The 21,319-nt window shown below is 68.2% G+C and carries 28 protein-coding genes; 11 read left to right on the top strand and 17 right to left on the bottom strand.

From position 1 onward, the window contains the following. Window positions 1-81 precede the first annotated feature (81 nt). The gene (locus tag Acy02nite_RS34095; RefSeq protein ID WP_203750382.1) at window positions 82-2,115 is read left to right on the top strand and encodes a S8 family serine peptidase; all 2,034 of its coding nucleotides are present in this window, start codon (window positions 82-84) and stop codon (window positions 2,113-2,115) included. A gap of 4 nt (window positions 2,116-2,119) precedes the next feature. Here the strand turns inward: Acy02nite_RS34095 and Acy02nite_RS34090 are convergent, their stop codons facing one another. Beyond that, window positions 2,120-2,638, bottom strand: a complete 519-nt coding sequence (locus tag Acy02nite_RS34090; RefSeq protein ID WP_203750379.1) for a SixA phosphatase family protein — start codon at window positions 2,636-2,638, stop codon at window positions 2,120-2,122. A 114-nt stretch (window positions 2,639-2,752) separates the two neighbouring features. Here Acy02nite_RS34090 and Acy02nite_RS34085 point away from each other — a divergent pair, with 114 nt between their 5' ends. Further along, window positions 2,753-3,037 carry a DUF6458 family protein gene (locus Acy02nite_RS34085; protein ID WP_203750377.1) on the top strand — a complete coding sequence of 95 codons (285 nt, stop codon included), beginning with the start codon at window positions 2,753-2,755 and terminating at the stop codon, window positions 3,035-3,037. 60 nt (window positions 3,038-3,097) lie between these two features. Here the strand turns inward: Acy02nite_RS34085 and trhA are convergent, their stop codons facing one another. After that, window positions 3,098-3,775: a PAQR family membrane homeostasis protein TrhA gene (gene trhA, locus Acy02nite_RS34080; RefSeq protein WP_203750373.1), complete on the bottom strand. Its 678-nt coding sequence runs from the start codon at window positions 3,773-3,775 to the stop codon at window positions 3,098-3,100. An 87-nt stretch (window positions 3,776-3,862) separates the two neighbouring features. Here trhA and Acy02nite_RS34075 point away from each other — a divergent pair, with 87 nt between their 5' ends. Next, window positions 3,863-4,609 carry a LamB/YcsF family protein gene (locus Acy02nite_RS34075; RefSeq protein ID WP_203750523.1) on the top strand — a complete coding sequence of 249 codons (747 nt, stop codon included), beginning with the start codon at window positions 3,863-3,865 and terminating at the stop codon, window positions 4,607-4,609. Window positions 4,610-4,637: 28 nt separating this feature from the next. On the opposite strand, the gene Acy02nite_RS34070 is transcribed toward Acy02nite_RS34075, so the two are convergent. From Acy02nite_RS34070 to Acy02nite_RS34060, 3 genes are all read right to left on the bottom strand, one after another. After that, entirely contained in the window at window positions 4,638-6,422 is a 1,785-nt protein-coding gene (locus Acy02nite_RS34070) for an NHL domain-containing thioredoxin family protein (RefSeq protein ID WP_203750355.1), read from the bottom strand. A 424-nt stretch (window positions 6,423-6,846) separates the two neighbouring features. Continuing rightward, complete coding sequence (locus tag Acy02nite_RS34065; RefSeq protein ID WP_203750346.1) at window positions 6,847-7,101, bottom strand: hypothetical protein; 255 nt, start codon at window positions 7,099-7,101, stop codon at window positions 6,847-6,849. A gap of 54 nt (window positions 7,102-7,155) precedes the next feature. Continuing rightward, a complete protein-coding gene (locus Acy02nite_RS34060) occupies window positions 7,156-7,593 on the bottom strand; it encodes a hypothetical protein (RefSeq protein WP_203750343.1) in 438 nt (145 codons plus the stop codon). Between the two features lie 85 nt (window positions 7,594-7,678). Between Acy02nite_RS34060 and Acy02nite_RS34055 the strand changes: the two genes are divergently transcribed. Further along, window positions 7,679-8,338 (top strand): HAD family hydrolase, encoded by a 660-nt coding sequence (locus Acy02nite_RS34055; protein WP_203750340.1) that lies wholly within the window; start codon window positions 7,679-7,681, stop codon window positions 8,336-8,338. Here Acy02nite_RS34055 and Acy02nite_RS34050 read toward each other — a convergent pair. Next, window positions 8,319-9,584: an NsdA family TPR-like regulatory protein gene (locus Acy02nite_RS34050; RefSeq protein ID WP_486303521.1), complete on the bottom strand. Its 1,266-nt coding sequence runs from the start codon at window positions 9,582-9,584 to the stop codon at window positions 8,319-8,321. The two genes, Acy02nite_RS34055 and Acy02nite_RS34050, sit on opposite strands and share 20 nt — an antisense overlap. 497 nt (window positions 9,585-10,081) lie before the next feature. Between Acy02nite_RS34050 and Acy02nite_RS34045 the strand changes: the two genes are divergently transcribed. The 7 genes from Acy02nite_RS34045 to Acy02nite_RS34015 all read left to right on the top strand — a co-directional run bounded on the left by Acy02nite_RS34045 (window position 10,082) and on the right by Acy02nite_RS34015 (window position 13,703). After that, window positions 10,082-10,339 (top strand): hypothetical protein, encoded by a 258-nt coding sequence (locus Acy02nite_RS34045; protein WP_203750334.1) that lies wholly within the window; start codon window positions 10,082-10,084, stop codon window positions 10,337-10,339. Then, the gene (locus Acy02nite_RS34040; protein WP_203750331.1) at window positions 10,336-10,620 is read left to right on the top strand and encodes a hypothetical protein; all 285 of its coding nucleotides are present in this window, start codon (window positions 10,336-10,338) and stop codon (window positions 10,618-10,620) included. The genes Acy02nite_RS34045 and Acy02nite_RS34040 overlap by 4 nt, the downstream gene beginning before the upstream one ends. Beyond that, window positions 10,613-11,725 carry a radical SAM protein gene (locus Acy02nite_RS34035; RefSeq protein ID WP_203750328.1) on the top strand — a complete coding sequence of 371 codons (1,113 nt, stop codon included), beginning with the start codon at window positions 10,613-10,615 and terminating at the stop codon, window positions 11,723-11,725. The genes Acy02nite_RS34040 and Acy02nite_RS34035 overlap by 8 nt, the downstream gene beginning before the upstream one ends. Before the next feature lie 8 nt (window positions 11,726-11,733). Further along, window positions 11,734-11,904, top strand: a complete 171-nt coding sequence (locus tag Acy02nite_RS34030; RefSeq protein WP_203750326.1) for a hypothetical protein — start codon at window positions 11,734-11,736, stop codon at window positions 11,902-11,904. 88 nt (window positions 11,905-11,992) lie between these two features. Then, window positions 11,993-12,817, top strand: coding sequence for a phosphotransferase (locus Acy02nite_RS34025; RefSeq protein ID WP_203750324.1), 825 nt, complete (start codon window positions 11,993-11,995; stop codon window positions 12,815-12,817). Window positions 12,818-12,947: 130 nt separating this feature from the next. Then, window positions 12,948-13,328, top strand: coding sequence for a hypothetical protein (locus tag Acy02nite_RS34020; protein ID WP_203750313.1), 381 nt, complete (start codon window positions 12,948-12,950; stop codon window positions 13,326-13,328). A gap of 3 nt (window positions 13,329-13,331) precedes the next feature. After that, a complete protein-coding gene (locus tag Acy02nite_RS34015; protein ID WP_203750310.1) occupies window positions 13,332-13,703 on the top strand; it encodes a hypothetical protein in 372 nt (123 codons plus the stop codon). 112 nt (window positions 13,704-13,815) lie between these two features. Here Acy02nite_RS34015 and Acy02nite_RS34010 read toward each other — a convergent pair whose 3' ends face one another. The 11 genes from Acy02nite_RS34010 to Acy02nite_RS33960 all read right to left on the bottom strand — a co-directional run bounded on the left by Acy02nite_RS34010 (window position 13,816) and on the right by Acy02nite_RS33960 (window position 21,253). After that, complete coding sequence (locus Acy02nite_RS34010) at window positions 13,816-14,550, bottom strand: hypothetical protein (RefSeq protein WP_203750307.1); 735 nt, start codon at window positions 14,548-14,550, stop codon at window positions 13,816-13,818. A gap of 318 nt (window positions 14,551-14,868) precedes the next feature. Beyond that, window positions 14,869-15,147: a hypothetical protein gene (locus Acy02nite_RS34005; protein ID WP_203750304.1), complete on the bottom strand. Its 279-nt coding sequence runs from the start codon at window positions 15,145-15,147 to the stop codon at window positions 14,869-14,871. Window positions 15,148-15,213: 66 nt separating this feature from the next. Then, window positions 15,214-15,411, bottom strand: a complete 198-nt coding sequence (locus Acy02nite_RS34000) for a hypothetical protein (protein ID WP_203750302.1) — start codon at window positions 15,409-15,411, stop codon at window positions 15,214-15,216. 59 nt (window positions 15,412-15,470) lie between these two features. Beyond that, on the bottom strand, window positions 15,471-17,015 hold the full coding sequence (locus Acy02nite_RS33995; protein WP_203750300.1) for a DNA cytosine methyltransferase: 1,545 nt from the start codon (window positions 17,013-17,015) through the stop codon (window positions 15,471-15,473). A gap of 37 nt (window positions 17,016-17,052) precedes the next feature. Next, window positions 17,053-17,247 (bottom strand): hypothetical protein, encoded by a 195-nt coding sequence (locus Acy02nite_RS33990; protein WP_203750298.1) that lies wholly within the window; start codon window positions 17,245-17,247, stop codon window positions 17,053-17,055. Next, window positions 17,244-17,393, bottom strand: coding sequence for a hypothetical protein (locus Acy02nite_RS33985; RefSeq protein WP_203750295.1), 150 nt, complete (start codon window positions 17,391-17,393; stop codon window positions 17,244-17,246). The genes Acy02nite_RS33990 and Acy02nite_RS33985 overlap by 4 nt, the downstream gene beginning before the upstream one ends. An 81-nt stretch (window positions 17,394-17,474) precedes the next feature. Beyond that, window positions 17,475-18,227: a sigma-70 family RNA polymerase sigma factor gene (locus Acy02nite_RS33980; protein ID WP_203750292.1), complete on the bottom strand. Its 753-nt coding sequence runs from the start codon at window positions 18,225-18,227 to the stop codon at window positions 17,475-17,477. A gap of 242 nt (window positions 18,228-18,469) precedes the next feature. After that, entirely contained in the window at window positions 18,470-18,817 is a 348-nt protein-coding gene (locus Acy02nite_RS33975; RefSeq protein ID WP_203750289.1) for a hypothetical protein, read from the bottom strand. A gap of 11 nt (window positions 18,818-18,828) precedes the next feature. Next, entirely contained in the window at window positions 18,829-19,179 is a 351-nt protein-coding gene (locus Acy02nite_RS33970; RefSeq protein WP_203750273.1) for a DUF7169 domain-containing protein, read from the bottom strand. Beyond that, on the bottom strand, window positions 19,176-21,005 hold the full coding sequence (locus tag Acy02nite_RS33965) for a DNA polymerase (RefSeq protein WP_203750270.1): 1,830 nt from the start codon (window positions 21,003-21,005) through the stop codon (window positions 19,176-19,178). The genes Acy02nite_RS33970 and Acy02nite_RS33965 overlap by 4 nt, the downstream gene beginning before the upstream one ends. Further along, the gene (locus tag Acy02nite_RS33960) at window positions 20,993-21,253 is read right to left on the bottom strand and encodes a thioredoxin family protein (RefSeq protein WP_203750267.1); all 261 of its coding nucleotides are present in this window, start codon (window positions 21,251-21,253) and stop codon (window positions 20,993-20,995) included. Before Acy02nite_RS33960 ends, Acy02nite_RS33965 begins: the two co-directional genes overlap by 13 nt. Between the last annotated feature and the right edge of the window lie 66 nt (window positions 21,254-21,319).

Below are 21,319 nucleotides of genomic sequence, written 5' to 3'. Positions count from 1 at the left end.
CCTGATCGGAGGACGCTACCGTAACGACGTACCCGTACGATCCTCTTCGATACTGAAGATCATCGAATGCGGGGGCCTTCGGTGCGCATAGTCGCTGCCTGCCTTTCTTCCCTTCTCCTGGCCGGTCTGGTCGCCACACCCGCGCGGGCCGACGAGGCCCCGCCGGTCATTCTCGACATCGGGGTGCGGCAGATCTCCGACCGCACCGACGTGGTCGCTCGCTTCGCCGCCCGTACGCTGAGCCGTCGTGTCGTCGTCGGGCTGAATGCGGTGACCATGACGGTCGCCGCGGCCGACCGGGATAGTTTCGTGGCCGATCTGCTGGCCGATCCAGCAGTGACCTGGGTCGAGGAGGATGCGCCGGTTCACGCGGACGCGGCCGGGCCCGTCAACGACCCGTTCTACTCCCAATCGCTTGATGCCGCGGCCGTCCCGGAGGCGTGGACGTGGACGACGGGCAGCGCGGACGTGACCGTCGCCGTCGTCGATTCCGGCGTGACGGCGAACCGGGACCTCCCGGCCGCCCGGATCCTCCCCGGGCTCAACCTGGTGGAGAGCGGCCGGGAACCCGTCGACGACGACGGCCATGGGAGCCTGGTCGCCGGGGTCATCGCGGCGACCGCGAACAACGGGGTGAGCGCGGCCGGGGTCTGCCCACAGTGCCGGATCCTTCCGGTCCGGGTCCTGAAGCATGACGCGGACGGCGGCGCGTCGGGAACGTCCGCCCTGGCCGCGTCTGGCATCACCTACGCCGCCGCCAACGGCGCTCGGGTCATCAACACCTCGTTCAGCACCACCACGGACAGCCGGTTGCTGCGCGAGGCGGTGCAGTACGCGGCCGACCACGGTGCCCTGGTCATCGGCTCCGCCGGGCAGGATGACTATCGCTCCGACCGGCACTACCCGGCAGCGACCGAGCCGGCGCTCGCGGTCGCCGCGGCGCTGCCCAACGGCCTCCCCGCGGCTGGGACCAACATGAATCCGCTGAACAGTCCGGCCGACCGCTGGATCGATGTGGAAGGACCCGCCTCGCTCTGGGCGGTCGCTCCGTCGGGCACCGGAGGCCCGCTGGTCGGCACGTCGGCTTCGGCGGCCGCGGTCTCCGGAGCGGCGGCGCTCGCCTTCAGCCTGAAGCCCACGGCCAGTGCGGACGAGGTCCGGTCGGCGATCGTGAAGACGGCCGGCGACCCGGATCTGACCGGGATCGGACTCGTGGGCGAAATCTCGCCGTACCTGGATGTCGCGGGTCTCCTGCACAGCCTCGGGGCGCCGGACACCGAGGCGCCGAGGATCACCTCGTCAACCATCACCCTTGGCGTGCTCGGCGCGACCGGGACCACGGTGCTCCCGCAGGCCGTCGACGATCACGGGGTGTACGGCTTCGAGCTGGTGGCCGACGGCAAGGTCGTCGACTCGACGCGGGACGCCAGCTGGGACCGGCGGATGAAGCTCGTGCCGCCCGCGCACTATCGCGGCGACTGGCCGGTGACGTTGCGGGCCATCGACTACGCGGGCAACGTCACCGAGAAGACGTACGCCGTGCAGGTCGACACCGGTGCTCCGCTCGATGTGGACGGCCCGGTCGCGACCGAGTTGCGCCCCGCCGCGAACACGCGGATCCGGGACACCTTCACCAGCACGATCAGCGGAGTCACCGACCCGTCCGGAGTGGCGTCGGCCGAGCTGTGGTCCAACGGAAAGCTCGTCGGCCGGGACATCTCGGCGCCCTACTCGCTGGTCGTGCGGACCGGCTCGTCCAACGGCGCCGTCACCGTCATCTGGCGGCTGACCGACCAACTCGGCAACTCGCGCGACTACAGCCGGACGGTGATCGCGGACAGCGGCGGACCGGCCGTCTCGATCACGAAGGCGCCGGGGAACAAGGCCAAGGTCAAGGGCACGGTCAAGGTCTACGTCAAGGCGAGCGACCCGAGTGGCATCGCCCGGGTCCAGCTGCTGGTGAACGGCAAGGTGGTTGCTACCGATTACCGGTCGGCCTACCAGCTGTCGGTGAACACCGCCAAGCAGAAGAAGACCATGAAGATCCAGATCCGGGCGTACGACCGCCTGGGCAACCTGCGATACACCAGCGCCCGCACCTGGTACCGGAAGTAGGAGCTCAGCCGCGGGCGGTGTGCCGGCGTGACAGGCGCATCCCCTTCGGCTGGGTGTCCGACCATCCGGTCTCGGTGGTGTGCACGGCGATCCCGGAGGTCTTCAACTCCAGCGCCGCGCCGTCCCACTGTTCGTCCGGGACGAGCAGAGCGGACACTTCGGACACCGTTGGGTTGTGGCCGATCAGCAGGATCGTGCGCACCTGCTCCGGCACCGCCCGGAGCAGGTCGAACACCTCGGTCCGCCCGCCGTAGTAGAGCTGATCCTCGTAGTGGACCTCGGGCGCACCGTGCGCCGGATCGCCCTGTGCCAGCGCCAGCGACGCGCCCTGCCAGGTCTGCCGGGTGCGTTTGGCCGGTGAGCAGATCACCAGGTCGGGGTGCAGCCGCTCGTCCACCAGCCAGGCGCCGGCCGCGTCGGCGTCCGACATGCCGCGCTCGGTAAGACTTCTGTCGAAATCCGGTAGTTCGCCGGGAGTCTCCGCTTTGGCGTGGCGTAGCAGGATCAGCGTCCGCAAGGTCATTGGAACAGCTTGCCTGATTGGAACTTCACGCGTCCGGGTAAGGCCTCGATCGACGTATTCAGGATGGTCGAGCGAGGCAGGACTCAACGCCCGGCCGCTTACGAGGAGGGCCCGATGGGCATCGGCGCAAGTATTTTCCTGCTCGCTCTGGGGGCGATCCTGGCGTTCGCCGTCAACGCGGACATCAGCGGCCTCGACATCAGCGTGATCGGCTGGATCCTGATGGCCGCCGGCCTGATCGGGCTGGTCATCACGCTCTGGTTCTGGAACAGCCGTCGCCGCACGGTGGTCACCCGCTCCACCGCCGCTCCGGTCGCCGGGACGGGCTACGCCGCCGGCGAGTACCACGAGGTGCGTCAGGACGACGTCCCGCCGCCCCCGCCGCCGGCGTACCGCTAAAGCTTCAGATAGTGCAACGGCCCGGCGGTCAACCGCCGGGCCGTTTCGCGTATGCGGCCGTCAGGCGTACAGCGCGAAGTAGATCGCGATGTGGTGGCAGATCGCGGCCACCAGCGTGCAGGCGTGGAAGAACTCGTGGTGACCGAAAACGGTCGGCCACGGGTTCGGCCGCTTGAGGGCGTAGAAGACCGCGCCGACGGTGTAGATCACGCCGCCGGCCAGCATCAGGACCAGGCAGGTGACGCCGCCGACGTGCAGCACGTCCGGGATGATGCCGACGGCGACCCAGCCGAGCGCGACGTAGAGCGGCGCGCCGACCCACCGCGGCAGGTTCGGCCAGATCACCTTGAGCGCCACCCCGCCCACGGCCCCGCCCCACACCAGGCCGAGCATCAGCTCTGCCGTGCCCTTGTCGAGCAGCTCGACGCAGAACGGGGTGTACGTGCCGGCGATGAAGATGAAGATCATCGAGTGATCCATCCGGCGCATGATCTGGTAGCCGCGCTCGCTCCAGACGCGCCGGTGATAGAGCGCGCTGATCCCGAAGAGGCCGCAGACCGTCACGCTGTAGATCAGGACACTGATGAACGGTGCGATGCCCGGCCGGCTCGCGGCGATCGAGCAGAGCACGATGCCGCAGACCAGGGCGACGAAGAACGCGTACTGATGCAACCGGCCGCGTAGTCGCGGCTTGCCGAGGTCGGTCGGCTTCATCCGGAACGGGGCTGAGGTCGTCACGGGATCCAGGTTACGGCAGCGTAGGTTACTAGTGGGTAGTGACGCCGCATACGGTTCCCGATGCACGATGATTTTCCGGTGACCCCGATTGATCTGAACGCTGACCTCGGCGAGGGCTTCGGCGCTTGGCGGCTCGGCGACGACGACGCCCTGCTCGACGTGGTGACCTCGGCGAACGTGGCCTGCGGCTTCCACGCCGGCGACCCGTCCACCATGCACCGGGTGTGCCGGGCGGCCACCGCCAAGGGCGTCGCCGTCGGCGCCCAGGTGGGCTACCGGGACCTGGCCGGTTTCGGCCGGCGCCGGATCGACTACGAGTTCGGCGAGCTCCGCGACGACGTGCTCTACCAGATCGGGGCCCTGGAGGCGTTCTGCCGGGCGGCCGGCGACCGCGTGCGGTACGTGAAGCCGCACGGTGCCCTCTACAACACCGCGGCCGTCGACGAGCGGCAGGCCGAGGCGGTGGTGGCCGCGGTGCTCGCCTACGACCGCGCGCTCCCGCTGCTCTGCCAGCCCGGTTCGGTGCTCTTCGCGACCGCGGAGGCGGCCGGGCTCACCGCTGTCGGCGAGGGCTTCGCGGACCGTGGTTACCTGCCGGACGGCCGGCTCGTGCCCCGGTCACGACCTGACGCACTGGTTCACGACCCGGCCACGGTGGTGACCCGGGTCACGCGGATGGCCGCCGACGGCGAGGTGGTCGCCGCCGACGGCACAGTCGTCGCCTGCCCGGTCCGCTCGATCTGCCTGCACGGCGACACCCCGGGCGCCGTCGAGCTGGCCCGCGCGGTCCGGGCCGGGCTCGTCGCCGCCTCCATCCCGATCCAGGCCTTCTAAGGGCATTCAAACCCTTGTCAGGTACGGCCTAAGCGTCCATCCCGCGCAGGATCAGCGGGAGCCGGCTCGGGGCGGCGGTGTCGATCACGATCGGCACGCCCCAGTCCTGCCGGGTCAGGTGGCACGCCCCGAACTCGGCGTCCAAGTCACACGTCGCTGCCTGGGCCACCACCTGCAGCACGCCCTTCGGCACGTCCGGGTTGAGCACGAGCCGGCGGGTCAACTCGGTCGTCGTGCCCTCGCCGTCGAGCAGCAACTCGGCCGGTGACGCCGAGACGGTCAGCCGCAACGGCGAGCCGAACTGGCTGTCCAGCTTCTGACCGGGCGCCGGCGTGAAGATCACGTCGAGCGTCACCTCGCCCGGGGCCAGGTGGGACGGCGGGCGCTCGGTCTTGTGCCGCTCCCCGGCGACCGTCTTCATCACGCCGGGCGCGAGCCGGGTCAGCCGGTGCGCGGCGGACTCCACGACCAGGACGTCCCCCGAGCCGGTGACCAGGATGTCGCTCGGCTCGGCCAGACCGGAATCCACCGTGGACACCTCGTTCGCCACCGGGTCGAACCGCCGGATCGCGCCGTTGTACGTGTCCGCGATCAGCACCGACCCGTCCGCCAGCGCGGCGACACCGAGTGGATGCTGGAACAGCGCCTGGTCAGCGGGACCGTCGACGTGACCGAAATCGAACAGGCCCTGGCCGACCGCCGTGTGCATCACGCCGTCCTCGACGTAGCGCAGGGCGGACGTCTCGCTGTCGGCGATCCAGAGCCGCGTCCCCGTCGCCGACAGGCCGGACGGCTGGGCCATCCAGACATCCGGGATCGGGCCGTCGCGCAGCGCCTCGACCGTGGTGCCGGCGTAGACGCCGACCGTGCGCTGGATCGGGTCGAACCACCACAGCTGGTGGATGCCCGCCATCGCGATGATGACCTTGTCGTCGAACCACGCCAGGTCCCACGGCGAGGAGAGATCCGCGGCGAGCGCGTCGTGCGGGTGATCGTCCACCGTCGACCGCCACGGCCGGCCCGACCCGGCGACCAGAGTGATCTCGCCGGTCGCCAGGTTCAGGCCGCGCAGCTGGTGGTTGACCGTGTCGGCGACCACCACGTCGTACCCGATGATGTCCCTGATCGCCTGCGGCAGCGCCAGCAGACCCTGCGGCTCGCTGAACGGCTCGTTCCGGTCACCGCCGAACCGGCGGACCAGCGTCTCGCCGTCGGGGGACAGCTCGACCACCGAGTGCCGGGCCGAGTCGGAGACCAGCAGGTTACCGCCGGGCAGCTCGATCGCCTTGCCGGGGAAGTGCAGCAGACCCTCCGGGGCCGGCGGCGCGACATACGGCCCGTCACCGCGGTGCAGCGTGCCGTTCGCCTCGTGCTTGGCGACCAGCTCGTCGATCAGCCGGGACAGGCCCTCCGCGTGACCCTCGCCGGCCATCGAGGCAACCAGATAACCCGTCGGGTCGACCACGGCCAGGGTGGGCCAGGCCTTCGCCGCGTACTGCTGCCACAGGTGCATGTCGCCGTCGTCAATCACCGGATGGTGCACGCCGTAACGCTCGACGGCGGCGGCCAGCGCCTTCGGATCCCGCTCGTGCTCGAATTTCGGGGAGTGCACACCGATGACGACCAGGGCGTCCCCGTACTTCTCCTCCAGCGGCCGCAACTCGTCCAGCACGTGCAGACAGTTGATGCAGCAGAAGGTCCAGAAATCCAAGATGATGCAACGACCTCGCAAATCAGCGAGGGTCAGCTCTTTACCGCCAGTGTTCAGCCAGCCCCGGCCCTTGAGTTCGGGCGCACGCACGCGAGGATTCATGGGCCCATCGTGCCGCACGAGCGGTGACCAGCCCGCCCGAGGCGGTGGCGCGAGTGGCGTACGGGACACCGCTCGGCCGAAAGTCAGCTCGCCCACCCGGGTTCGGTAGCGGTCGCCCTGCCTTCGGTACACCTCCGCTGGCCCGACCGGAGTAAGAAGGTCGCCCGTGCCGACGATCGCGTTGTGATCCGGGTTGATGCGCTCGGCTATGACGGCGACGCGCCGGACGGTCACGGCAGACGGCGTCGCGCGGATCACGACGGCGGGGTAGGCGTCGTCGCCGACATGGATTGTGGCGGGGCGTCCGGGAGTGAGCACGAGGGTCATGGCGCGGACGGTACCGTTTTTTGCGACTGACGTCAGACGCAACACGCCCCGCCCCGGAGCTGTCTGGAACGGGGCGGGGAGGGGGCTTGTTGCCTGGTTACAAGGTTCGACCGTCGATGACTTCCAACGCCGTGCCCGCCTCCTCGGCGGCGGCTGACAAGCGTTCCGCGATTTTGTCGTACACGGCATGGTGCAGAACGGTCCGCGAAGGCTCGCTATCGGGCGCGGTGGCTGTCACAAGGACCGCAGTGCGGACGTCGAGGATGCGGCCGGAGTGGGCGCAGAACATCGCGTGCGAAACGGCGTGACGGAGGGTCTGGCGGTAAATGGCGGTGGCGATGGTGTCGTGCACTTCGGCTCCTCGGGCTCTCTCCTGGTTAGTGCGTAAGTCGTCATGCGCATCGGCTCAAGCTGCGGCCTCGGCGTCTATACGCGCGGAGCGGGCCGCTGCCAACTTGACGGCCCACCGGGCGGCGGCGTCGGTGTTGCCGTTCTCCATCGCGCGGCGACGGAACCGTTCGGCTTCGCGCTCGGCGGCCCGTGTCGAGCGGATCGCCGCCTCGATGGCGAGCACAGGTTGACCGATCGCCGTTTCCCCCATGCTGCCCACGAGTTCGCCGATCGCGTTGGCAATGGTCGGCTTCCAGCCGTTTCGCAGTGCCTCGGCGCGAGCGGCCTGAATGGCAGCCAAGACGCCGTCGCGCGGCGACGGGGCGGCAGCGATGTGGTCGGCCAAATCAGCGGCGAGTTTGGTCCGAAGGGCGGCGGGGAGGGTTTGAGGGTTCAGGGCGGTACTCAAGTAACTCACTCCCAGGCGGGTGGACAGTTGCGACCGATCATACATGCGTATGACGATGGACGCACCGCCGGTCGCATGCCGAGAAGGACATGTCTGGGAGTGTTTCGGTCTCCGCGATACGCTCAGCGGCATGATCGGTGCGGTGGTATTCGACGTAGGTGAGTGCCTGGTCAACGAGACCCGCGAGTACGGGACTTGGGCTGACTGGCTCGGCGTACCTCGGCACACCTTCTCCGCGATGTTCGGTGCTGTGATCGCACGGGGCCAGGATTACCGAGAGACGTTCCAGATCTTCCAGCCGGGCTTCGACTTGACAGAAGAACGCGAGCGGCGTGCCAAGGCGGGCCAGCCCGAGTCATTCGACGATCAGGATCTCTACCCGGACGTTCGCCCAGCGCTAACCGCTCTGCGGGCCGCTGGCTACTGGGTCGGCATCGCTGGGAACCAGACGATCCGTGCGGGCCGAATCCTGCGAGCGCTTGATCTGCCTACCGACATGATCGCAACGTCGGACGACTGGGGAGTCTCGAAGCCGGATCTCGGCTTCTTCGAGGCCCTAGCGAAGGAGACTCCGTTCAGCCCAGAAGCGACGCTCTACGTTGGCGACCGGCTGGACAATGACATCCGGCCGGCCGCGCTGGCAGGCTTCAAGACTGCGCTGATCAAACGAGGTCCGTGGGCGACCATCCAGCAGCACGACCCGGACTCTGCGCAGCTTCCGACTATGCGGATCGACTCGCTGACAGAACTTCCCGGCCGGATCGCGGCGCTCAACGCTGCAACGCGCTGAGCGTGGTCTGCCAGCTATAAAGGCGGTCATCGACCTTACGGACGAAGTCGGCGTCCGCCCAGGGATCGAGGGCGTGGCGCACCTCGCGAACGCGCTCCATTCCGGTCGCGTACCAGGTGCTCGCCAACTGATCTAGGACTTCGTGGATACGCGTGCAGGCCGCCTCCGGCTTCTTCTGAGCGACATCGACGGCCGCGAGGTCGGCAAGGATGACGGTGCGCTGCTTTCCCTCATCGGGAAGTAGGCCGGCCAGGGCTGCGGTGAGCGTTTCACGCGCCTGGGCGAGTCGGCCGGCCTTTAGTTGAGTGCTTCCCTTGAAAGCGGCGAGGCGGGCAGGCGAGAACCAGGTAAACCACTCCGGTGAGTTGTGGTCAGCGCCTGCCCCGAGGATCTCCTCAGCGTGGGTAATGAGGCGCAGTGCATCGGCATGACGTCCGCAAATGGACTCGCACTCCGCCTCGACCGCGTCGATCCATGCAAAAAAGTTCGGCTTGGCGTTGCCTCGCCGGGCGTAGGTACGCGCGGCGCGAAGGCGCTCGGCGGCTTCGTCGCGGCGCTGGGCCCAACCGGGGATGAAGGCGGCGTGCGCGAGAACGGCTGCCCCGAGGAGTGCATCCTCGGCCGCGCCTGCGGCCTGTAGCGCACGAACAAACGTGGCATCGGCCTCCGTGGGCTGCCGAAGATCAAAAAACTCGATACGCCCGGCAAGTAGCTCAGATTCGGCCAATGCGCCTGCGAGTAGGCGATGGGCAACACCGCTGGTTTCGGACAACAGATGCAGTCCAAGGCGCGTGTGCTCGACCACTGTGGGATGTAGATGGCTTGGTTGAACGCTCAGGTACATACGCCGATGAGCGGCAGTAATGGAGCTGTAGTCCGCGCCGATCGTCAAAGGCTGGACGGAGTTGGTAGCTCGCGGGATGGGGAGGGCCGCCGGCGCCGCCGCCGAACGCGGCCCAGGTGCCGAGCCGGGCGCGGCTGAAGGCATTTGCCAGGGCGGTTCAAAACCCAACTCTTCAATGGGTAGCTGAAGAACGTGGACAAGCAAGCGTTGGTAATCAGCCCGTGGCCAGGGCGGGGAAGACGACTCCCACCGACGGACCTGGCGGACGCTGACCTCCACTTGTCCTAGCCCGATGCGCGGCGCGGCTTGCGTCAGCGCGTCGGCGAATGCTTGCTGCGAGGCATAACCCGCGTGCTGACGTGCGGCCTTCAGACGGGTGTTTCCAGCCGACTGGGGAGACAAGGGACCTCCAAGATGGCGTGCCTCGATCGAGCGTACATCGGGAGCACTTTGCCAGGACTTTCCAGCCCCCAGAATCCGAAAGTTGCCTCTAAAAGTCCTCTGGAGGTCCGCCTAGGGGCCTTCTGGTTACTTACGAAGTGGGACATCGTGGCCACGGTGAGCGATCAGGGCCGGAATTACCGCAGGTGGCGGTGGCTCAGGCAAACGCGGCGACCGCTGGGAGCAGTGATGCATCAGAAACGAAGGTGGAGGCTGCTCCGTCGTTCTCGCTGTACCTGCGGGCTGCGGTGGCCGTGTATAGAGGCCGCGATGGCCGCGGGCCGGCACCGTGAGGACAACCGCACGCGCACGGCAGTAAGCGACCCCGCGCCGTCGGTAGCTCCGGAGCCCTCGCCGCGCCCCCCAGCCTGGGCGACAGCGACGATGCCCTTGTTCCAGGTTGCGCGTGCCGGCTCGTTGACGCCGGGTCAAGAGCGCCGCTCGCGAGGGGGTGCGTCGTGCTAGTCCCCCGTACGGAACATCAGGGCGAGCGTCCCGACTGGGACTGCCGGGTCTGCGGCGAGCCATGGCCCTGCGCGGTCGCGAAGGTCGAGCTTGCCGAGCAGTACGGGCGATTCCCGCACGGTCTGTCGGTCGTCGTTGGGTCCTTTCTGATCGAGGCGATCGACGACTGGGCCGGCAGGGCTGGCGGGAGGCCGCCCGACCTTTATGAGCGGTTCCTCGGCTGGGTCGAGGCCCCGGGGCTCGCGGCATGACAACCGAAGAGTCGCCGAAGAGAACGCCTGGGCTGCTCGGTCTCCTGATCGATGCCTTCGATGGGCCACCCGTGGTGAGGGTCGGGACGACGTTGGTCAAGGTCGGATGGATTCACATGCAAGAGGGCCGCGCCGTCATCGAGCTTGAGGCCGACGACATGGCGGTTGCCGTCGAACAGCTCGTACTCGACAGCGCCACGGCGGCACGGGCAAGAGCAGCACACACGGAGGACCGGTCGGTAACGGCGTCGCAAGATCAGAAGGAGGCATCGAGTGTTTGAGGCAATCGTCAGCCCACAAGAGGAACAGTTCGTCGCCGTTCGCCCAGGTAACCCGGCAGCGATGCAACTGCCCTCAGCTTTCTACGCCGCGCTCGCCGACCTCTCAGATGAAGGCGGCATCGTGCCGGACTGGTTCGCCGACGCCGCTGCAAGTGCCTGGGCCTTGGATCTCCGGCAACGGCCCGTTCGGGACGTGTTGATGGTCCGGCCGCCCTCCACGCTGCCCGTGACGTATTGCCGTGCGTCGTGGGAGATCAACCTCGGCTGCAACTTTTCCTGCGAACACTGCTATCTGGAAACCCGGCCGTTCGCCGGCCTCGACCTGGACGGCAAGCTCCGGCTGATCAACATGCTCGCGGAGATGGGCGTCTTGTGGTTCCAGATCACCGGCGGCGAGCCACTGATCGACCCGCACTTCGCGGAGCCCTATCGGGCCGCTCACGACGCCGGGATGATGGTCGAGATCCTGACAAACGGATCACGGCTCGCGCGCCCGGAGATCCTCGATATCTTCCGAACCTCCCGGCCGCACAAGATCACGGTGTCGATGTACGGCGCGAGTGCTGAAACGGCGTATGCGCTGACCAAGACCAAAAGCGCGTTCAAGAACACCTACGCGGGCCTCGTGGCCGCCGCCGAGGCGGAACTACCGGTCGAGGTCACGATCATCATCACCAAGCACAACATCGAGGAGCTGGGAGAGATGCGCGCCTTGGTGCGCGACCTCGGCTTCCCATTCAAGGAGTTCGGATCGATCTCGCCGACCTACACCGGCAACGGCTCGACCCTCGACTCCCAGACGCCCGGCTATCTGGACAAGTCCGCGATCTTCCAGGGCTGCCCGGCCGGGCACACCAGCTTCCATGTCGACCCGCACGGCAACGCCACCATGTGCAAGGTCGGCCGGGAGAACCCGCTCAATCTCATCACCGAGGGACCTGAAGCCCTCTTGCGTCTGCCCGGGATCGCAGACGCCCAAATGCTTCGCACGGGTGGATGTTCCGGCTGCAAGCTGTCGTCCACCTGCCGGGTATGCCGACCTATGGCGAAGGTGTATCAGGCGGCGAAGGCACCACTGAGTTACTACTGCCAGCACGGGAACTAGGAGGAATCATGAGCCCGACCCCGGTTCAGATCACGCGCCGTCCCGAGGCGACCGCGGCCACGACCTCGGCGCTGTCCCAGCACCGCCGGCCGGAGCCGACCGGCATCGTCATCACCACGGTCGAGCAGGTCTCCGCGGGCAACCAGCGCGGCTGCGGCGACGACAACCCGTACAACTGATCATCGGTCATCCCTGATTGAGCGTCCCGGACCGTCGTCGTGCCATAGGCGAGGCGGTCCGGGCGTCCCAGCCGCCGAGGAACGAACCTTGTCGCCCACACGAATCGCCTATTGGCAGTTGCCGGCCTCCGTCCGATACCGCATCGGTGCGGTCATCGGTCTCGTCACCGCCGCGGACTCAGCGACCGAAGGACTCAACAGTTCGGTTGCCGCACGCCTGCACACCCCCGACGGCCGGTACTTTCTCAAGGCCCTGCCGGTCGAGCACCGCTGGGCATGGACTCAGCAACGCGAGGAGGAGGTCGCGCCGCACGTTGAAACCGTGGGCGCCGGCCTAATCGCCCGGATCGTCGAGGACGCCTGGGACATTCTGATTTTCGACGCGCTTGACGGGCACCACGCGGACTATTCGCCCGAGTCGAAAGACCTCGGGCACGTGGCCCGGCTTATCGAACGCATCGGTGAGTTGCCTTGTCCGAACACTTCGCTGCGGCTGGCTGAGCAGCGGCTCGCCGCGTACACCAGCGAGGATCAGCTTCATCACTTCGTGGGCGCGAGCCTGCTGCATACCGACCTGAATCCCGCCAATGTGATCGTCGGCGGCGACGAGGCCCGGATCGTCGATTGGGGCTGGGCGACTCGTGGCGCGGCATGGCTCGATGCCGCCTACTGGGTGAGCTGGCTGATCGCCGCCGGCCATGACCCGAAGCAAGCCGAATGGTGGGCCGAGCAGGTGTCGGCCTGGCAGACCGCAACGATCGAGGGCGTGACGGCCTTTGCCGAGGCCAACGCGCGGATGTGGGCGGAGATCGGTGCCGGGAGCAGCGATCCGTGGACGCGCGGAATCATGACCGCGTCGGAGGCTTGGCATCAGTACCGACGAGGAACGGCGACAAGCGCGGGCAACAGTTAGTCACTCCAATACTCCCGGTTCGGCGGGCTCTTCCCCCGTGGCGCCTGCCGAGCCGGGTCTCAACTTTCCGTGTATCACGACCGGAGATTCCTGACGGTGGCTTCACGAACAGCAACGGCAACGACGCAAGATGACTGATCCAAGATCAGCCGACCGATCCGCCGTCGACGCGCCTGCGCTGCAAGGCGACGCGCTGATCTGGCATAACCGCCGCAGCCAAGCCCAACGGGAGGGGTGGCCGCCGGAACGCCTGGACGAGATCGCCGCGCTGGAACGGCAGCATCCGGAGTGGCGGGTGAGCTGGCGAGCCGAGTGGAACGGCGTGAAGGGCTGGGAGAGCCCGGCCGGCTACTACGCCCGGCGTCGCAGGCGCCAGGACTTCGAGCCGGAGGCGTACGCAGCAACGGCCGACGAACTTCCAGCGGCGATCCAAGACCTGATGGATCGGTTGGAGCAGGCACGCCAGGAGGGGCGCCGACTTTGGGTGCGCGCTGGGAATGGGGAGGGCTGATCGATGACTAGCGAGAAGCTGACGTTGGCGAAGGTGATCGCCTCTGCGGCGTACCCGTTTGAGGCGGGCAGCACCCCGGACCGGTTTGCCCGGCTGCTGGCTGAGCTGGTTCCCGATTACGAGGCCGAGGCTGACAGCCCGGAAACGACGGGCAGCGGGGACGTCAACGTGTCCATCTCATCAGTTGATGGCCGATGCGTGGCTATCAACGAGGGGCCGCATGGCGATTACCCCCTCGACGGGAAATGGCAGGTGCTCGCGTGGGGCCGGGTGGACATGATTCTCTTCCTTCCCGACGATGCCGATGAGGCCACGTTTGCCCACATGATCCGCCTGCTTCAGGCGCACGGGGTGCTGCCGGAGGCAGTGAGGTAAGAGAGACCGCCGCTGAGCGTCCGTCAGCGCGGGCTGAGGTGCGGCCGTGAGCGCGGTCGTAAAGAAGGCCCGGCCGAGGTGCACCTTGCGGCGCTACCGGTCCGGGCCTTCGTCATGCGGTTTTCTTGGCGGTCGCGGCGAGCGCGTCGCGTAGTGCCCATCGCGACATGCCGAGCCGTTTGGCGGCGGCTTCCTGCGAGATCCGGGGCTCTGCCTTCTTCAGTAGCTCGAACTGTCGGCGTGTCTCTGCGGCGGGCCGACGGCGGTTCGTCGAGGGAAGGATGAGCAGCTCGCCGTCTTCCCGGGTATCGCCATCAGGGTCGGTAAGTAGGACGTCGTCCGCGGTGCTTGGTACTGGCGAAGCCGAAACGAGCGGCAACAGCCGGGCACCGGGCGGGACGAGTGGCGGGCGCCAAGTTGGAACGGCAGGTGGTGACAGAACGGTCGCGATGGCGTGTTCTGTGATGGTCGTGGCGTGGCCGGTGACGATGATCGCCACGGTCGAGATCAGCATTAGGCCGTCAACGGCGATCGGGCCGAACCGTACCGCGATCGGGTCTTCTCCGTAGTAGCTGAGCAGGCCGGAGAGGTGCCGGTACGAGACGACTGCGGCGACGGCGGCGACCGGGGCCAGACCGACGACACGGACGAGCCAGGCCCACCAGGTTCGGGGCCATGGCACGCGGGCGAAGACCTCGACCACGACGGCCAGCGCGACGGGCCAGAAGATCGAGATCAGCACCGCCCCGACCTTTGGCGTCCAGTCGGCCGGGGCACCCTCGGGCGGGATGAAGGTGTGCGCGATGTTCGCGGCGATCGAGACGACCGCGCCGAGCATGGTGCCCACGTAGGCGGCACCGCGACCTCGCGCGGGGCGGGACGGCAGTTTCACAGGCCCTCGCATCCGTGCTCACACAGTCCAGCGACGCACAGAACGCGGTCGGGCTCGTGGGCGCCGCCGAAGACGCATTCGGCCTTGCCCGGTGCGCAGTGGCATTGGGACGAGCAGTCGGGAAGGTATCCGGCGGGATGGGGGTAGTCGGTGTGTGGCGGGGCGGTGGTGATGTGGGAGATCGTCATCATTTCCTCGTCGAGATACGGTCGGTCGCACTTGCGTGTGACGTCTTACGCATCTCGCATAAGACGTCACACGGCATGTGGCGCGTCAGCCCTGTTCGCGGAGGCGGAGGCCGATCGGGTCGAGGTTGGCCCACTGCTTGAGCATGGCGACCAGTCCGGCCGGGATCACGATCTCCCGGTCGATGTCGATCAGGAGGCCGCTCGCGACGTCGGCGAACGTCTCGAAGGAGTACCGGCGGATCTCGGTCTCGGTCTCGTCGTCGTGGCGGAAGACGATCTCGCGGGTGTCCTCGCACAGGTCGATGAGGTAGCGCTTCTCGTCGATGGTCTCGATGCAGGTCCGGTCGGTGTATTCGTTCGTCATGCGTAAAAGCTTACATGCGTAAAGCGTCATACGCAGCTCACGAATGACGCTTTACGCAAGAATTCCTCAGTGGCAGGTGAGCGGGTGTTCGCCTTGCTCGATGCGGCGAAGGCCGGCGAGGGCCTCATCGTGAGTCGCGAAGGCGAAGGCCGAGCCGAACTCGGCATCGCGGTCAATCACCACGTGAACCGTGGTGGCGGGGTCTGCGTCGTCCGGTTCCGTGGTGATGCTCAGGCGATCCGTCGCGGTGTCCGGGTGAGTCATTTTGCCTCCTGAGTAAGGGTCGTCACGTCCGATGATACATGCGACTGACGTCACACGCATCAAGCAACGCACGCACTGAGGACGGCGCGTGCCAGCAAAGGCGGGACGGAGTTGCCGATCTGCAGGAAACGTTTCGCCTTGGAGCCCTGCCAGGGGTAGCCGACCGGGTAGGTCTGGATCACGGCTGCTTCGTCCTCGGTGACCAGCCGGACGAAGTCCGAGCGCAGGAACGTCGCGGCCCGGTTGCCGTACCGCGCGACCGTCTCGGGCGTCGGGATCGCGGGGACCTGGCGCACCCATCGGGGGTCACGGTGGCCACAGATGGTCGCGCCCGGTCCCTCGATCGGCCGGCGGGCAACACACGGCCGGTCGTTGGTCGTCTGCAGGCACCAGCCGACGGTGTTGACCCGCTCGCCGAAGAACAGGGTTCCGGAGGGCTGGTCATCGCGGCGTTCCGCGGCGTTGGCCTGCGTGCCGTTGCGCAGCGCCCAGCGGAAGCCGCCGGGGTGCGAGCCGCCGCCCTGGCCGGTCACCGTGAAGGCCGGCGCGTCGACCGGCCGGCCCGGCCGCTCACCGTGGCGTTCGATCATTCCGGCGCCCATCGCCTTGATCGCCTCGGCAGGGATGGCGTCGATGTGCGACCACGACGCGGATTTCGACGTGACGGTGTGGGCGGGCTCGCCGGCCGACCGTAGATCGCGTGCCCGGTAGTCGGTGCCATCAAGGGTGACCGTTTCGCCGATGCCGTCGGCGCGGCGTGGCAGGCCCACGTAGGGGGCGCTGTCGGTGCTGGCGGGTGGGTTGTCGCCGGGCTCGATCCAGCGTCCCTCGGCGCGTTCGGTGGCGAGTCGGCGGCGGGCGCCTGCGCCACCTCCGAATCCCTTGGGACCGCCGGTTTCCGAGGTTCCCGGGACGGTCATGGACGGCCGGGCGGTCATTCCCCAGCCGAGCGCTTCGGCCATGGAGATCCAGGGGAGTACGCCCTCGTCGAGCCGCTGCGGGTCGCGGGGGTAGTAGCGCGAGTGTGTCGGGGCCGGCAGTGCCGCGGTCTCACCGTCGCGGCGGGCGATCAGAAAGGCGCGCTTGCGGGTCTGCGGTACGCCGTACTGCTCGGCGTTGAGGTTGCCGGTCGCGACGGAGTAGCCGGCGGCGCGCAGCACCTCGGCGCACGCCTCCCAGACCGGCAGGACCGGCGGGACCTGCTCCCAGGCGATGTAGGTCGGCATCATCGCGAGGGCGATGCGGAGCGGCTCCAGGACCAGGGCGGTGCGTTCGTCGCCGGTCGTGTCGGCCAGCTCGCGGTACGTCGGCCGCTCGCCCGCGGCGTACCGGGCGACGCCGGCGAGGACCGCGTCGAGGGCCCGCCGTCCGGAGCCGTTGCCCGCGGTGGAGAAGGTCTGGCACGGCGGGCTGGCGATCAGCACGTCGTACTCGCCGGGCAGCGGGGCGACGTCCCGGACGTCGTCGGCGATTGTCTTCAGGCCGGCGGCGGCGCGGGTCGCCTTGGCCTCATTCATGATCTCGACGCCGTCCACGTCCCAGCCGAGATCGTGGGCGGCGAGGTCCCAGCCGCCGGAGCCGGCGAAGAGGTCGAGTGCACGCAAAGTTGAGCTCCCTTTCGGGTTGATGGGGTGGGGTGGGTCAGGGCGCCAGGTGGCGGGGGAGGTAATCGAGCGGCGTGTCGGCGACCAGCTCGGAGGCGTGGCGCGGCACATAGCCATGCGAGATGGCGGTCTCCGCGCGGACGGCGTCGACCAGGGCGCGAAGCTCGGCGGTTCCCTCGGGGGACTCCCAGCCGGGCAGGTCTGCGGGCGGGCGCCGGAAGCGCCGGATCACCGCCGGACGCCGGGGCGGCCCGGCAGGTCGTAGACGACCTCGCGGAGGTGCTCGATCCGCTGGGTGTCGCGCTGGTCGCGTTCGTCGAAGTCGACGAGGTCGTAGTCGCGGTGCGTGACGAGGTCGCGGTCGATCGGGTGCGGCATCGGGGTGTCCTTTTCGTGGGTCGGGTCGGAGGGCCTATGCGCCACCGAGGGCCGTGCCGTTCACGACCCCCGTGCACCGATTTATGCGGCGATCGTCATACGCATATCGGTCAAAGCGCGCTGACGTGTGCGCTGCACCTTGAGGCGGGAGAAGCCGAGCCGGTGACCGATCTCGGCGTCCGGCACGGTGTCGTACTCGGTGAATCCGTAGTAGAGCCGGCAGACCTCGCGCTCGAGTTCGTTCACCGCGGCGAACGCCAGGTCGACCAGGACGCGATCCTCGGCGTCCACGATCTCGGCCGGTGAGGTGACCGCGTGAAGAGCTGCGTCGCCCTGGGCGTCGAGGGCGCTCTCCAGGGACTCGTTTGCCGTCACGGCGGCGTAGACGTCCCAGAAGGTGCTCTCGCGCATCTCGTACCGGGGGGCGAGTTTCGCGGCGGCGGCCGGGTCGCCGTCCGCCTGGGCGAGGATGTTGTAGAAGCGCTCCAGGGTGCGCGTCGGAACGCTGAATCCCTCGCGGGCCTCGCTCGACGCCGCGTCGAGGGCGTTGATCAGGTACGGCCGCACGATGGAGACGAGCCGGTCGGTCTTGGCCAGGTCGACGGCCCGGATCGCCTCCAGGAATCCGACGAAGGCAGCCTGCCGGGCATCGTCCAGCGGCAGGACGCGGGTGTAGCGCGTGATCGCCTTGCGCATGTGCGAGACGTACGACTCGGCCAGCCGAAGGATCGCCGGCTCGTCGCCGGCCTTCGCCCGCTCGATGAGGGCGACCTCGTCGTCGGCGGTCTCGATGTGCCGGGCGGAACCTGACCAGATAGCGTCAAAAGCGGACATAGTGATGCCTCCGAGGGCGTGAAGGGGCCGGCCGACGTCGCCGGCCCTGATCGCACGGGCGTTCGAGTTGCGCGAGAGCAGCAACTATGACTTGCGTCTAACGGTGTACGCACCTAAACCGCTGAACGTTTAGTGCGAGGGTCGTCACACGCAACTCGGGCGGGAGGGCGCGATGTTGAGCCGAGCGCGTGAGGCCGCGGTCGCGAGCTTCGGTGACGGGGTTCTCCGGCCCGGCGGGAGCGTCAGTCGGGCAGGGTGGAGACGAGCTCCTCGGCCGTGAAGACCGGTATTCCGAGCGACCGGGCGAGGGTCACCTCGGCGAGTCGCTCGCCGCCCGGCATGACGACCAGGCAGTCGCAATTGGCCAGGGCGTTCAGGTCTTTGTCCAGGGCGGCGAGCATCTCGTCGGTCGATTTGCTCGACCAGCCGAGGGTGCCGGCGGGAGTGACGACGTCGAATCCGCGGAAGCCCAGCTCGGCATAGAAGGCGCACGAGAACTCGTGCTGTGCTCGGTGCCGGGCGGTCGGCGCGGCGAGATACACCCGCACCTGTTTGGTGAGGCGCGGTGGTGACGTCGTCGTGTCGTCCATCTGGAGGATGCCTATTCGGTCCACGAGGTCAAAGAGCGCTCCAGTCCAAGTCGGACGCCGCGTAGAGCGATGATCGTCTTACGCAACGAAGTCTCGGACTCTACTACCTGTTGTCGAAGCGCTTGCCGGGCCGTGTCCAGGGCCACGTCGCTCGTCGGATCGGCCCGCTGGTTCTTCGCCCGCTCGGTCGTGTCGTCTCGCGGACGGGCGACGGGTGCCGCTGTCCACTGGGCCTCGACGGCCGCCGGGATGACCATGTCCAGTGCGTCGGCCTCGGCCCGCGCCCAAGCGACGAGCTGAGTCAGGCGCAGCTCGTCCGGGTCGGCCCCGAGGCGGTCGATGTCGATCTTGTGGTGGGTCATGCTGATGCTCCGTATCCGTGGCCCCAACTGGGGCCGTACACCTCGGGGTCGCTTGCGATCCGGACGCCGTAGAAGTTGCTCTCCATCACGCGGCCGATCTCGCGGATCACCTCCGCGGCCTCGTCGCGTGGGGCCTGAGCGATCAGTTCGTCGTGTACCGGCAACAGCAGGTGCTCGCCGAGGCCGGCGTCGAAGAGGTCGACGATGGCCTGTGCCAGCAGGTCACGCGACGTGCTCTGAACGACGTAGTTCGTGGCCGCGTACAGCCGGTCGCGGTCGAGCGGCAGATGCCGGCCGCTCGGCGTGACGACCTCTTTGCGGCCGTACTCGGCCCGGTTCATCAGGCGGCGCGAGTACCGCTTGATGCCGGGGAAGGTCGCGTCGTAGGCGGCGAGCGCTGACTTGACGCTCTCCAGGTCCGCGCCGGTCTGGCGGGTGATCGTCGCGGCGCCGCCGCCGTAGACCTTGCCGAAGCCGACCGCCTTGGCGATCTTGCGGTGCTGCTTGGTGAAGTCCGGCCCGAAGACCCGCTCAGCGGTGAAGCTGTGCAGGTCGACGCCGTCGGCAATCGCCTTAATCATCGTCTCGTCGCCGGACAACGCGGCCAGGACGCGCATCTCGACCGCCTGGTAGTCGGCGGCGATGATGGCCTGCCCGGGGTCGGCAATGAAGGCCCGCCGGATCGTCCAGTCGCCGGACGGCAACTGTTGCAGCGGTGGCCGGGACACCGACATGCGGGCGGTGCGGGCCTGAAGACCGCCGATGAACGGGTGGAGCCTGTCGTCGGCGTCCTTGAGGTCGAGGAACGCCTGTGCGTAGGACTCGGCCCACTTCTGCGCTCGCTTGGAGCGCACGACCGCGTCGGCGAGCGGGTTCGGCGTGCGTGACTCGATGCGCTCCCACTGCAAGGTGAGGTCGGCGAGGGGCAACAGGACGTTCTTGTCGACCTTCGGGGCACCGGACGGGGTGTGTTCGTGCAGTTGCTCGCCCATGGCGAGCAGGGCCTCGGCGACCTGGGCTGTCGAGTTGACGTTCGCGACGCCGTACCGGGCGGCGACGGCCGCGAACTGTTCGGCCTCGGTGATCAGTTCGCCCTTGAGCCGCTGGACGTACGGCACGTCGAGGCGCATCCCGCGGCGCTGGAGGATCGCGAGCAGCGTCTGCAGGTGGTGCTCGAACTTCGACAGGTGATCGAGTCCGATGTCGCGGACCATCGGGCCGATCTCGCCGAAGAGGCGATGGGCGTAGATGACGTCCAGGCCGGCGTACCGGACATAGGTTTCGTGGTCGATCGGGATGCCCGCCCAACCGGTCGCCTTGGTCAGGCCGAGCCCGCGAAAGACTGCGGTCAGGCCGTTCTGCGTGTCGGGCGCCTCGGGGTCGACGTAGACCGCCGACAGTGGTTTCAGGCCGAGCCCGATGCCGCCTTCCGACTCGGTGCGCGGGTCGAGCAGGTGCGCCAGGATGCGCGTGTCGAACGTGCGCGGCCCGATCTCCTCGATCGTCACGCCGAGGTGGCGGTTGAGCACGAGAAGGTCGTAGGCGGCGTTGTGCACGAGCAACGACCGCGGTTGCCGCAGGGCCCGCATGATCGCCGGGGCGAACAGGTCGGCCCGGAGGACCCACGCCTCGGTGCTGGTGCCGAACTGCACGAGACGCAGCCGGTGACGGGGTGTGTAGACGTCCAGGCCGGTCGTCTCGGTGTCGACGGCGATGACCTTGTCGCCCCGCGCGAGGAAGGTCTCGAAGGCGATCAGGTCGGCGTGGCGTTCGGGAAAGTTGATCGTGCAGGGCTGTCCCGCGACCACATGGGTCAGCGTCCGCACGCGGCCTCCAGGCGCTCGCGCAGAGCGGCCGGCGGGAGCTGACCGAACCGGTCGACGACCTGGCCGTCGCGCCAGACCAGGACGGTCGGCACCGACGTGATGCCGTTCTGGGCTGAGGTACGGGCGTCGCGATCCACGTCGAATCGCTGGACCGACAGGCCCCGGGCCTGGGCCTCGGCGGTCAGCAGCGGACCGAACTTGCGGCAGGGCGCGCACCACGGGGCGGAGAAGTAGGCGAGCAGGGTCACGGTGGCTCCTTCGGACACAACTGAAGGGGGACCGCCCCCTGGTGGAGGCGGTCCCCGGGATGGGGC

Source organism: Actinoplanes cyaneus, from assembly GCF_016862095.1.
Taxonomy (GTDB): domain Bacteria; phylum Actinomycetota; class Actinomycetes; order Mycobacteriales; family Micromonosporaceae; genus Actinoplanes; species Actinoplanes cyaneus.
Note: the sequence above shows the minus strand (reverse complement) of the source record. Positions and strands in the feature narration are given on the sequence as shown.